11 protein-coding genes, 1 tRNA gene and 1 pseudogene are annotated in these 12,333 nt (G+C 60.7%); 8 read left to right on the forward strand and 5 right to left on the reverse strand.

Annotated features, from left to right (window positions below; genetic code table 11):
* The first annotated feature begins 45 nt into the window (after positions 1-45).
* The 4 genes and pseudogenes from RX328_RS21755 to RX328_RS21770 form a co-directional block, all read left to right on the forward strand.
* Positions 46-354: a cupin domain-containing protein gene (locus RX328_RS21755; RefSeq protein WP_213245373.1), complete on the forward strand. Its 309-nt coding sequence runs from the start codon at positions 46-48 to the stop codon at positions 352-354.
* Positions 355-868: 514 nt separating this feature from the next.
* A complete protein-coding gene (locus RX328_RS21760; protein ID WP_213245371.1) occupies positions 869-1,825 on the forward strand; it encodes an alpha/beta hydrolase in 957 nt (318 codons plus the stop codon).
* Positions 1,826-2,130: 305 nt separating this feature from the next.
* On the forward strand, positions 2,131-2,475 hold the full coding sequence (locus RX328_RS21765) for a hypothetical protein (protein ID WP_213245369.1): 345 nt from the start codon (positions 2,131-2,133) through the stop codon (positions 2,473-2,475).
* Positions 2,476-3,263: 788 nt separating this feature from the next.
* Positions 3,264-3,497, forward strand: a pseudogene (locus RX328_RS21770) (dihydrodipicolinate reductase C-terminal domain-containing protein); the annotation flags it as partial.
* An 84-nt stretch (positions 3,498-3,581) separates the two neighbouring features.
* Here the strand turns inward: RX328_RS21770 and RX328_RS21775 are convergent.
* The 4 genes from RX328_RS21775 to RX328_RS21790 form a co-directional block, all read right to left on the reverse strand.
* On the reverse strand, positions 3,582-4,295 hold the full coding sequence (locus RX328_RS21775; protein WP_213245367.1) for a hypothetical protein: 714 nt from the start codon (positions 4,293-4,295) through the stop codon (positions 3,582-3,584).
* A gap of 175 nt (positions 4,296-4,470) precedes the next feature.
* The gene (locus RX328_RS21780; protein WP_213245365.1) at positions 4,471-5,214 is read right to left on the reverse strand and encodes a sulfite exporter TauE/SafE family protein; all 744 of its coding nucleotides are present in this window, start codon (positions 5,212-5,214) and stop codon (positions 4,471-4,473) included.
* A 287-nt stretch (positions 5,215-5,501) separates the two neighbouring features.
* Positions 5,502-5,578 (reverse strand) — tRNA-Arg (locus tag RX328_RS21785).
* A 48-nt stretch (positions 5,579-5,626) separates the two neighbouring features.
* The gene (locus tag RX328_RS21790; protein WP_213245363.1) at positions 5,627-5,884 is read right to left on the reverse strand and encodes a hypothetical protein; all 258 of its coding nucleotides are present in this window, start codon (positions 5,882-5,884) and stop codon (positions 5,627-5,629) included.
* Between the two features lie 330 nt (positions 5,885-6,214).
* On the opposite strand from RX328_RS21790, the gene RX328_RS21795 reads away from it, so the two are divergent.
* The 3 genes from RX328_RS21795 (at position 6,215) to RX328_RS21805 (ending at position 9,558) form a co-directional block, all read left to right on the forward strand.
* On the forward strand, positions 6,215-6,661 hold the full coding sequence (locus tag RX328_RS21795; protein WP_213245361.1) for a hypothetical protein: 447 nt from the start codon (positions 6,215-6,217) through the stop codon (positions 6,659-6,661).
* 154 nt (positions 6,662-6,815) lie between these two features.
* Positions 6,816-7,691: a DMT family transporter gene (locus RX328_RS21800; protein WP_213245359.1), complete on the forward strand. Its 876-nt coding sequence runs from the start codon at positions 6,816-6,818 to the stop codon at positions 7,689-7,691.
* A gap of 130 nt (positions 7,692-7,821) precedes the next feature.
* The gene (locus tag RX328_RS21805) at positions 7,822-9,558 is read left to right on the forward strand and encodes a methyl-accepting chemotaxis protein (RefSeq protein WP_213245357.1); all 1,737 of its coding nucleotides are present in this window, start codon (positions 7,822-7,824) and stop codon (positions 9,556-9,558) included.
* Between the two features lie 193 nt (positions 9,559-9,751).
* Here RX328_RS21805 and RX328_RS21810 read toward each other — a convergent pair whose 3' ends face one another.
* Entirely contained in the window at positions 9,752-10,411 is a 660-nt protein-coding gene (locus RX328_RS21810; RefSeq protein ID WP_213245355.1) for a peroxiredoxin, read from the reverse strand.
* Between the two features lie 462 nt (positions 10,412-10,873).
* Between RX328_RS21810 and RX328_RS21815 the strand changes: the two genes are divergently transcribed.
* Complete coding sequence (locus RX328_RS21815) at positions 10,874-11,443, forward strand: hypothetical protein (RefSeq protein ID WP_213245354.1); 570 nt, start codon at positions 10,874-10,876, stop codon at positions 11,441-11,443.
* Positions 11,444-12,333: the final 890 nt, after the last annotated feature.

Genomic DNA, 12,333 nt, shown 5'->3' on the forward strand with positions numbered 1-12,333 from the left:
CCTGATGTCCGCTGCAGGCGCGCTGCGGACGCTGCATTGGCGTCCATGGTGAGGTGGCCCCTACCCGGACCGAGCGATTGCAGAGGCGACGTCGGCTACATTCCGCAAGGTTGCGGCCATTCGATCGAGAATGTCGGCAGCGGACCTGCGCGCATCCTGATCGGATTCAGTGAGGGCATCTACGAGACCATCGAACTGTCGCAATGGATCGCGGCAAATTCCAAGGAAAATCCCAAGGATGTCCTCGCCACGATTTTCGGCCAGCCGGCGGAACTATGCGGAAAGTTCCCCCGACCGCGACGTGGTCATCGCTGCAAAGGAGCAGGCCCGTTGAGGAGCGCGTTGCGTCCTTGAGAACGTCGCCTGATCCCGCGAGCAATCGCATCAGTGGGTTCAGGCGCACATCTAGCGCAGCCGATAGGCGTCAAATGCGTGAGCCAGGAATATGCCGATGCTGACGAAGACGAGGATTGCCGTCACGACCTCGGTCATGGCCTTCCTCCCTGTATTGCCATGCCCATAAGGGCGCGCTTCAGAAATTCTCGGTAGATGAGGTTCAGGACCGATACCAACATGATCTAACCCCTTGTTCGATCCTGGGACCGTAGCGGCTCTTTGTTTCCGGAGCGCTTCGCGGCGGAGTAGAATGGTTTCGTCGCGCCTGCTCCCGATCACAGAATCGCGACGGAACCGGAACGATCCAAAACAAACCCTGTCAGCGGTTGGCCCGCCCTTTTCTCGCCATCCTAATTCAGGAGACGTGCGGGGCGGTGCTACGGGGCAATGTTCCCAAAGGTCCTAGGTGATCATCCAACATTTGCAGCAAAACGAGACTTTGAGGTCGCGCCGTGCGTTCCTGCGCGGAATTGTGTCTTCGGCCAGCGCGCTTGCGCTCGGCGGATGCGCCAGCCTCGGCGCGACGGGCGCGCGTTACGACGCTTCGTCGCTCTCGGTGGAGCCGACACTGCTCGTCGCAACCACGCGCAAGCCGGTGAGCGGCGGGCGTGCGAAACCGTGGTTCGGGCCGGAGCGGGCATCGAAGATGACCGTGGCGCGGGCGAAGCTGGTGCCGCCCGACGAGAATCGTTTCTCTCTCGCCGCAGCCGGACTTGGCGATTGGCGTCTCGATGCGGTCGAGCCGGTATCGGGAGAGGTCGGTGATCTTCTCGGGCAGACCAGCGGCGGCTCGGACGTGCTGATCTACGTGCACGGTTTCAAACAGACGTTCGAGATGGCGGCGCTCGATGCCGCGCACCTCGCTGATGGCGTTCGATTCCGCGGCCAGACGATGGTCTTCTCCTGGCCCTCCAAGGCCGGACTGTTCGACTATGCTTATGACCGAGACAGCGCGATGTACTCCCGTGACGCCTTCGAGCGCGTGCTGCATTCCCTCGCCACCGCCCCGAGCGTCGGCCGCGTTCACATCGTCGCGCACAGCATGGGAACCATGCTGACCCTTGAAGGGCTGCGTCAGCTCTATGCGCGATATGGCGACAGCGTTGCCGGCAAGATCGGTGCCGTGGTGTTCGCCTCACCGGACATCGATATGGATGTGTTCTCTTCGGCGACCCAGAATATCGGACCACTCACCCGCAAGATTACCGTCGTCGCCTCGACGAATGATCGCGCGCTTGCGTTGTCGGGACGATTGGCCGGCGGGATGACGCGGGTCGGCGCCGCCGAGAAAGCAACTATCGAGCAGCTCGGCGTGCGCGTTATTGATGCGTCCGATTCAGGTTGGGGCATCATCAACCACGATCTGTTTCTATCGAATGCCGAGGTACGGAAGGTGATCCGCCGCTCGATCGATACCTCGGCCGCCTGAGCTCGCCTTCGGCGCAACGGCATCGCACGGCACATGATGGCGCCCGTCCATTGCCGGCAAGCGGCCATCACAACGTCACCGTGTTGTCACCCATAATCTCGCCAAATTGACGGAACAATTATTGGTGGCCGGCACGGTGGTGCCCGGTCTCGCCTCGAACTGCTCAACGCTTGAATTGCTCGATGTCCGCAACGCCGACCGGTTGTCGGCGCGCGATGCTTTGCGAGTCGATCGGGGAGGTATGGGCGACAGCGGGCGTTTGCCGGCGATCCAGATTATTCAGTTGATACAGAGGAATAAAAATCATGCGTCAAAGAACATCCAAGGCCGCGGCAGGGTCGAACGCGAACTACCGACAGGTGCTATCACTCGCGGCGGGCGTCGCCCTGCTCGCGGGCGTCACCACGGCCCATGCGCAGAGCACGGGCATCGCCTCTTGCGATGACTTCCTGACCAAGTATGACGCCTGCATCGGCTCCAAGGTCCCCGAGGCACAGCGCGCGATGTACAAGACGCAGATCGACCAGACGCGCAAGGCGTGGGTCGACATGGCTAAGAATCCGTCGACCAAGGCGACGATGGAAGCGACCTGCAAGCAGACCTTGGACGCGACGAAGGCATCGCTCACGGCCTATGGCTGCTCGTTCTGATCGGCCCGTGCGCCGCTGAAAGGGAATGGCGCCGGATAGGCGCCATTCCTGCACGGCGGGCGGGACCAGACGGGGGAGCGGCCGACGAAGCCGGCGAGGCGCTCTTTCGGAAATTGGCCAAAACGACGCGGGCAGCGCCGGTACACGATTCACGATCAAGCGGCGCGTCTTCAAGGCGCGGTCTGCAAACTTCTGCTCGGCTCGATTAACCACTTGTTAACCATAACGCCCTAGCATTGCTGCTTCACAGAGTGTCGCCAAGGACCGCAATCCGAAGGCGCGATTGACCGTTCATCTTGGGGGCGAGCAGTGCTCGCGGGGCGCCTAGGAGAAACGTCATGTCATCATCTGGTGTACGCCTACTGTCCGAATTCGTTCCGGCGATTTTCGGCGCACTCGGGTTGGGTGTCCCGATCGCGATTGCGATCATTTGGATTTGCTCGTGATGGACGAGTCGCTCGTCTTTTGATGGCGGCCGTCACACTGGCATTGTGTGGCATGGGCGAAGCTGGTTGGGCAGTGCTTGCGACTGACCGCACCGTCCTTGCGATGCTATCGTTCCGGAACTGACTATAGGGGGCCAAATTGCTTCCAGAGGTTCTCGACCTCCATAGTCACCATTCGCCGCGTGACGCGCTACTTCGTGTGAACAATGCAAGTGTGCGCGAGACATCTTTACTATCATCGGAGCGTTTCGATCGGATGATGAGCTGCGCGAGTTTCGCCAAGTTCATTAAGCCGCGTCAGGCGTTCCTCGGCGGCGCGCGTCAAAGTAGGTGTGGCCTTCATCGCATATGGCCCGGAAAGTCGATGCGCCTTCCGGAACAGCATTGATGCTGGGTGAAGCCGCGGCGCGAGGTCGCGGCGTTTCCCTCGCCTCCGTCGAGCGACGAGGCCGGGATGGCATTGGTGGCGAGCACTTGCTGGGTGAGTTAGGCTTCTCGGTTTTGCGCGGAGGGGGCATTGTTGGAAAGCATAGCGTTACGTTCGCGGCAGCCGAAGAGGTTGTGACACTTTCACACGTGACGAGCGTCCAGCTTGCTGCGCGGTTGAGCCAATACAGACTGAGCGCGAAACATGGCTCCAAATCCTAGGTTTGACCGTAGCTAAAGAAAGCGGGGAGCCACCTTAAACAGAAACTCGCGGGCTTCTTCCAATTCAGCGGGTGGAACCGGGAGCGGATACTTTTCGGCATCGGGGGCATGTCGGTAGCAGTTTGCTGTACGAAACACCAACCTCCAATAAGTCCAATCTGGCCCTAGATCGGACTTTAGCGTACTTTCTCCTCCGGCTAACTTCCGGACTAGTTCCGCAGACTTGAAAATGTCGTACCAATTATCTGCTCGCGATAGATGTGAGAACAACTCTGCGCGCTTATCGTCAGTGTCGGCTTCCCTTAACCAGCGCTGTACTGATGACTCAGATGACGTTGGTGTTGCGGACGTCACCGCCGGAACTCGACCTCTTATTCTTTCCAGGTTTAAATTGAGGCGCACAGAAGCAGCAGAAAGAATGGGTATGCGTTTCCCCGCGCCATCGAATTTCAAAACGAGACCAAGGCTGAGAGGTTTGGCGTCACTGTGAATCAGAAGGGCCGCCCCGTTTAGACGCTCAACTATCCGCTTGGCGTCGCGCGTAACATCTGCCGCCTTCATAATCGATGCCCATGCCTTTGTTCGCAGCAGTGGGATGACAATGCTGTCGCCAGCCAAATAATCTTCGACCCAAGGGTCAAACGGCGGTTGAAGGACTTCGCGGGCATCGCCGATATCAATCCTTTCTCCTTTGAGCTCAATCGCCCATCCTTCGGCGTTCTTCATTGAATCCCCTCTAGCTGAACATGCATATCCGATAAATGCTCCAACTCAAACCGACGAACATCATCAGAGCGCGAGGTACATGCTGTTTCGGGGATCAGAGAAGTCTGCTCAGTGAAACGGAGTCGCACGACAACATGATAGCGGCGGTCTCATCGAGATGGCGCGGCCATCCTGGTCACTGCAAGAAAAGGCCTGCCAAGTTCACAAGGCTCAGTCCCGCAAGGACTATGCCAACCAAGGTCAACGCGACGCGCGGTGACAGGATGCGCAAGAGATAGCCCGCAAGCGGTGCAGCCAGCGCGCCGCCGATGATAAGTCCGAGCACGAGTTGGCCATAGAGCGCGAAATCCAGCTTCGTCAGAAAGGCGGCTGAAACGCTCAAAGTGACAAAGAATTCAGCCACATTCGCCGAACCCACCGTGCGACGTGGATTGTCGCCGGCGGCAACCAGCGTCGCGACGACCAGCGGTCCCCAGCCGCCGCCCCCGACTGCGTCCAGAAAGCCGCCGCCGGCGCCCACGAGTGGTATCGGCGGCCGCCACTGATCCAGCTTCCATCCGGCCACGCGTGCGAGGATCAGCACTGACATGGCGCTCAGATAAACTGTGACAACAGGCTTGACGATAGTTTCGGGAATACCGGTCAGCACATAAGCGCCGAAGACACCGCCGCAGACGCCGGCGATCGCCACCTTGAGGAATAATTTCCAGTCAACATTCTTGTTCCAGACATGCGAAACGCCCGAAATCGCAGTGGTGACGACTTCCGCGGCATGAATGGCTGCACTGGCAATGGCGGGGGAAACCCCTGTCGCAATCAGGCTTGAGCTTGCGATCACTCCGAACGCCATGCCGAGGGCCCCGTCGACCATTTGCGCGACAAAGCCGATCGCGATCAGAGTGAGAAACTGAACGTCCATCGATTGGCAATCCCGAGCCTGGGTTCCGCGTGCTCACGTGTTATAGAGGAGGCGCGCCTCTCTCGTCAGGTGTCGATGGCGGCTTTGATACGTTTTCGCGCAAGCGACGGTTCGCATAGAAGTGTGCCGGTCTCACCACGGCATTCGCAAGGCAGCCGCGATTGCGGGAGAAACGCTTGACCGGGACTTATATCAGACAGACGTCGACCGTACCCGGCAGCCAACTAGCGAAACAGCGGGACCGAAGAGGTGCTCCAGTCGTGGTGGTGATCCAGTCTGCTTCGGCGTGGCGCGCTCGGAGAGATTCGAACTCCCGACCCTCGGAATCGAAATCCGATGCTCTATCCAGCTGAGCTACGAGCGCCTGCGGTGGCTCGTATCAGACTTGGCCTGATAGAGCCAGTAGCGGAGGTTAGTAGCAGGGATGCCGCCGGCGGTCCTGGCCGATATAGGCGGCCGCGCCTTGACGGCAGAGGATGGTCGAGGGTCCGTCGTAATAGGCGAAGGTGCCGGGCTGCGGGCCGGGCCCGTAATTGTGCAGGAAGCTGATCGGGTAAGGCAGGCCCCAATTGTGCAGGTGGTGCCGCTTATGGCGGGCGTCCGCCAGGTTTGGGGCGAGGGCCGCGGTGGAGAGGAGGGCGGCGGCAACGAAAAGCTTTGCTTTGGTCATTTCGATTCTCCGGAGGTCTCACTGAAACGGTGGCGATTCGAGCCGAGCGGACAGAAATTCGTGCGAAGAAAGCGCGTGAAAACAAGGAGATAGAAGGTTAAGTTGTAATTCGACTGAAGCCCGTGCCCCTTCCATTTTGGCTGATCCAATTTCCCATTCTAGGAGAAGCGGGCAGAAATGTTGCGGAAAACCATCCTAGCGCGCCCATTTTTGGCCTCAAGCGATGCTTAACCAATTCCCAACACAGTCCGGCCAGAGTTCTGTCCGGTCCGGATTTCAAGGGCCGACCCTACCCCGTCTGACAAAGGCTATCCGGTTCCCGATCGACCCATGCGCATCACGTCTCTTGCCTTGCTGTTCCTCTCGGTCCTGGTCGCGAGCCCGGCGCGCGCCGACCTGCATATCACGCGCGACCACGGCGGTTATGTCGAGGAGTACAAGGCCAAATACAAGCGCATCCGCGATCGCAAGGAGCGTGTCATCATCGACGGCATCTGCAACTCGGCCTGCACGCTGGTGTTCGGCATCGTGCCGATGAACAAGATCTGCGTCACGCCAAAGGCAAGCGTTGGTTTCCACCAGGCCTATTACGACAAGGCCTTCACTTTCGGCATCAAGGTCACCAGCGCCGAAGGGACATCGGACCTAATGTCCTATTACCCGGAAACGGTGAAGGACTGGATCCGCCGCAACGGCGGGCTCACGCCCGAAATGAAGAAGATCAAGAACGGCCGCGAGCTCTGGAAGATCGTCGATCCCTGTCCGGAAGAGTGGTGAGCGCCGTTACCATTCTCGCAAGCTCCTAGAACGTGACTATGCCGCGATAGGTTCGCCGTCTTATCAGTTCGTTTTTCGATATGTGAATCGCGCCGGCAGTCCCGCGTGACCAATCCTTGCCGCACAAGGTGCGATCGGGCAACAGGGGCGGCAAATGACCGGCGAATTCGAAAAAATTGCAGCGCGCGCGGCGCCGGCGATCTTTGTCGTGCTCTGGAGCACGGGCTTCATCGGCACCAAATATGTGCTGAACAGTGCCGAGCCGCTGACCTACCTCGCGATCCGCATGGCGTTCGTGGTGGGGCTGATGGCGATCATCGTCGCAGTCGCGCGGCCGCGCTGGCCGGACCGCATCGGCATCGCGCACAGCGCCGTCGCCGGCATTCTGGTGCATGGATTCTATCTGGGCGGCACGGCGATCGCGATTGCGCATTCAATTCCGGCGGGGCTCTCGGCTTTGATTCCGGGCTTGCAGCCGATCCTGACCTCGACGCTTGCAAGCCGCTGGCTCGGCGAGCGCGTCACGCCGCTGCAATGGGGCGGGTTACTGCTCGGACTCGCCGGTGTCGTGCTGATCCTGCACGACAGGCCGATGAGCGGAGAGGCGGGCTGGGGGTGGCTCGCCTCGGCCGTCTCGCTAATCAGCATCACGCTCGGCACGCTGTACCAACGCCGCTACTGCAGCGCGATCGACTGGCGGTCCGGCAATCTCGTGCAATACGTTGCGGTGACGATCTTCTTCGGTCTCGGCGCATGGCTGTTTGAGACCAACGAGGTGCATTGGACCACCGAGTTTATCCTGGCGCTGGCCTGGCTTGCGGTCGTCCTGTCGATCGGATCGATCGGGCTGCTCTATTGGCTGATCCGGCGCTCGGCCGCGACGTCGGTGGCGAGCCTGTTCTATCTGGTGCCCGCGGTGACGTCGCTGATGGCCTACGTGCTGTTCGGCGAGCAGCTGGACGCAGTCTCGCTCGCCGGCATGGCCGCCTGCGCGGCGGCCGTGCTGGTCGTCAACCGCCGCTCAGTTTGAAGTAGAGCGTTCGGCCCTCGTGCACGTATAAATTTCATGAAGCTTATCAGTATTTTCCCTGGGTTGTGCCCATTAAGGTGATCGTAAGCAAAACGGGTCAGATTGGGCGCGATTTGGGGGATTTCTCGTCATGACCACGCAATCCGTTGGAAAGTTCCTGCCGGCGCTCAAGCTGCGCCTTGGCACTAAGGCTGTCATCTGCGCGATCTTCCTGATCGCGGTGAATACCGCGCTGGTGGTCGGGGCGGCCCATTGGTCGCTAACCTCCGAATTTGGCGACCGGGCGCTGCGGGACATTGAGGTCAACCTGCGCACGCTGGGGCTGGCGTTTGCCGAGACCTACAGCGACGCCAGGATCACCATCAAGGATGGGGCCGTCGCCCGGGCCGAAATTCCGAAGATGCCCGAGTTCAAGGACCACGCGATCGTCGACCGCGCGGTGGGCTATGCCGGCGGCAATGCGACGCTTTTCGTCTACGATGAAGCCAGTAACCAGTTCGTCCGCCGCACGACCAATGTGAAGAAGGAGAACGGCGACCGCGCCGTCGGCACCCAGCTCGCGACAGATCATCCCGGGCAGGCGGTGGTGCGCCGCGGCGAGGCCTACCGCGGCCCGGCGACGCTGTTCGGCAAGACGTTCATGACGGCCTACTATCCGATCCTAAATCCGGCCGGCAAGGTGATCGGGCTGCTGTATGTCGGCATTCCCATGGCTCACTACGAGAGCATGCTGTCACATGCCATTCAGAACATGGCGATCGCAGCCGGCATTGCCGCGCTGCTGGTGATGATGCTGACCATGCTGATCGTGCGCCGGGTGACCAAGCCCCTGACGTCGGTCACGGCCTCGCTCACCGCAATCGCCAATGGCAACACCGATGTCGAAATCGACTGTGACGACCGGATGGACGAGATCGGCGAGATTGCGCGTAGCCTCGCGGTCTTCAAGAACAACTCTGTCGAGCGTCGGCGCATGCGCGACGAACAGACCGCGGCCGCCGCGGCCGCGGCCGAGCAGCGCAAATCCGAGCTGCGCGGCTTCGTCGACGAGTTCCAGACCAGCGTCGGCGGCATCCTCGACAAGGTGCTGAACTCATCCAGCGAATTCGAGCGCGTGGCCCGCCAGCTCACCGACACCGCGCGGACTACCGCAAGCCTGTCCGGCAAGTCGGCCGGCGCTTCCGAAACAGCCTCCGAGCATGTCCGCACCGCGGCGGCCGCTTCCGACGAGCTCTCCAGCTCGATCGCCGAAATCACCCGCCGGGTTCAGGAATCGAACGGCATCGCGGCCGACGCCGTCAAGCAGGCCGCCGCCACCGACCAGCGCATCAACGAATTGTCGGAAGCCGGCGCCCGGATCGGCGACGTGGTGAAGCTGATCACCTCGATCGCCGAACAGACCAATCTCCTGGCGCTCAACGCCACCATCGAGGCGGCGCGGGCGGGCGATGCCGGCCGCGGCTTTGCCGTGGTGGCGCAGGAGGTCAAGAGCCTGGCCGGCCAGACCGCGAAGGCGACGGAAGAGATATCCAGCCAGATCGGCAGCATGCAGCTTGCGACCGAAGAGTCGGTCAGTGCGATCAAGGCGATCGGCCAGACCATCGAGCGCATCAGCGATATCGCCACCTCGATCTCGGCGGCGGTCGAGCAGCAGCGCGGCGCGACCCAGAACATCGCGCAGAGCGTGCGCGCGGCGGCCAGCGGCACGGCCGACGTTGCCGCCAACATCCGCAACGCTGCGCAGGGCGCCGACGAGACCGGCGAGACCTCGAGCCGGATGTTTGCCTCCGCGCAGAATCTGTCGAGCGAGAGCCTGCATTTGAAGGCCGAGGTCGAAAAATTCCTCGACCGCGTCCGCGCCGCCTGACGGAACCGTCGCGGCGAGCGCCGGACTGTTAGTGGCGGATTGGATGGTGCTTAAAAATTAACCCGTCATTCCGGGGCGGTGCGAAGCACCGAACTCAGGTGCGCAATTGCGCACCTGAGAATCTCGAGATCCCGGGTTCGATGATTACGCATCGCCCCGGGATGACGTTTCGATTGCTCCGCAATCGCAATCGTCACTTCGGTTGCGGCACGATCCGGATATAGGGCTTCGGCGCCTTCCAGCCGGCCGGATAGATCGTCTTCGCCTCGTCGTCGCTGACGGAGCCCGCGATGATGACGTCTTCGCCCTGTTTCCAGTCGGCCGGCGTCGCGACGCGATGCTTTGCGGTCAGCTGCAGCGAGTCGATCGCGCGCAGGATCTCCTGGAAGTTGCGGCCGGTGGTCATCGGATAGACGATCGTCAGCTTGATCTTCTTGTCGGGGCCGATCACGATCGCGTTGCGGACGGTCTGGTTGTCCGCAGGCGTGCGGGTGAGGGGATCGCCCGAGGTCGAAGCCGGCAGCATCTCGTAAAGCTTGGAGACGTTGTAGTCGGTATCGCCGATCATCGGATAGTTCGGCGCAGCACCCTGCGTCTCCTTGATGTCCTCCGACCATTTGGCATGGCGGTCGACAGGATCGACGCTCAGGCCAATCAGCTTGACGCCGCGCTTGTCGAATTCCGGTTTCAGCTTGGCGAGCAAGCCGAGCTCGGTGGTGCAGACCGGGGTGAAATCCTTGGGGTGCGAGAACAGCATCGCCCAGCTATTTCCGATCCAGTCGTGGAATTTGATTTTGCCCTCAGTGGTTTCGGCTTCGAAATCGGGGGCGACAGCGCCTATCGGAAGTGCCATGGTTTTACCTCATGTTGTTCAAGTTACAGGGAAATTTGCCTTAAGGATTATAGGAGTCTGAAGCGGTTAAGTGAACCGGTTAGCGCAAAAGGTGAGATCCTTCTCCGCGAGCCCGGAACTCCTAGCATCTTCTTTTGATCCGCGCCTCTGCGACGAAAAGAGCCGTTGGCTCCTGCATTCGATGGAGGAAGGCAGGTTGACGAGCCCTCCTCTTGTTCGATCGCGATCTTTTCATAGCCGTTCCACTTTCTTGCCGTCGCTGCCCCGATATTGCCCTTTATCGCCCGCATCACGCCGGGCCGCTTTGCACCCGGGAGTGCATTGGTCTGAACCGTGACCGACCTCACAGCGACCAATTGGCAACCATGTAAAAATCGGGGAATGCGGGTTTCGAATTGTTAACCGCTCGTTCATGCCCCGTATGGAAATGCTGGACTGGAATTGAAATTGAGAAGTGCAACTATGTCTGCCCCGACTGCCGTACCCGCTGAAATATCCCTCCAACCATCCTGCCGCAAGACCGCCGCTCATGCGCTCACCATCGTGCGCGACGGCGTGATCACCGGCGAGGGCCCAACCACCAAGGGCCGTATCCATTTCTCCCGCGCGCTCGATGCCGAGGACGCCGCGTGGTGCACACGCATCCTCACCGTGAGCGCTGTTGAGCATGAGCCGGTGAGCCGCGCCGAAATTGAAGCACTGTTCGAGATCAGCGATGCGGCCGCGGAACGCACCGACGACGGCCGTTTCGACGATTTGCTGGCCAAGGCGGTCGCCCATCATGCCGCTTCCGAGTCCGGCCTGCCGGTGCCGCCGCGCACGGTCGCGCTGTCGCCGGATACGCCGATCGAGAGCTGGGCGCCGGTGAAGGCCGCCAACATCGACACCAAGGTGCTGGAATGGATCGCCAGCCAGATGCGCGGCAAGCGCCACAGCAACCGCCGCCTTGCCGCGCTGGTCGCCACCCTGGTCGGCGCCGCCGCGCTGCCGCTCGCGCAGCTGCCGGGCATGCTGGATATGGGGCTGCTGTAGGTTCATTCGGGATTGATCGATCTCACGACGGCGGGGTAATTCCCGCCGTTTTTGTTGTGAAAGGTCCTGCGTCGTCCTCCGCTGTCATCCCAGCGAAGGCGGGGATCCAGTACGCTGCGGCCCTTCCGCGTCATTGCGAGCGAAGCGAAGCAATCCATCCTTCCGCATGAGGTGACAATGGATTGCTTCGCTGCGCTCGCAATGACGTGGATAGATTTCGCGATCTCGCGGCGCGTTTCGCCCGAGGTATGCATCTTCTTTGCCCTCTTCGAAATCAGAGGGCGCAGGGAAGACCGGGTGCTTGCTGCACCCGCGGTCTCGCGTGCAATTTGCGCAAAACAAAAACGCACACGAGCGTACAGGGCAGCGGGAGCATTCCGGCCTTCCCTGCGCAATGGCTTTACGGCTTACTTCGTGCTCTTCCCGGAGAACGGCTTTCTTGCCTCCGTCGCTCCACGAGATAACCCGTGAAACTTAGCGCCAGCACCGCGGCGCCCGAACCACACGACTTCGCCGTACGCGTCCGGCGCGTACGTCTATCGCGCCATTCACGTCCATCGCATCTCACCGCGCGTTCGTGACGATGGCCAACGCCCCTCATCTGCCGTGAGACGGGCGGAGTTATGCGACTGATTTGCCCTGCAAGTTAAGCGGAATATTTTTGCTTCCGGGGCTTGACATGACTTCGGAAAATCAGAAGTGATTTGCCCGTCGGGCACTCACTGCGATGCGTGACCGTTTAAACTTCAAGAATGAGGGCAGGGTAGTGTGGATGCGGCAAGTATGCCGAAATTCATTGTCGGAGGATTCAGCGAGGCGTTGGGCTTTAATTCTCCCTCGGGCACCCCATATAGACCCAATGGCACAATGGAAATCGTCAACCACGCGGC

It is taken from the genome of Bradyrhizobium sp. sBnM-33 (assembly GCF_032917945.1).
Classification (GTDB): domain Bacteria; phylum Pseudomonadota; class Alphaproteobacteria; order Rhizobiales; family Xanthobacteraceae; genus Bradyrhizobium.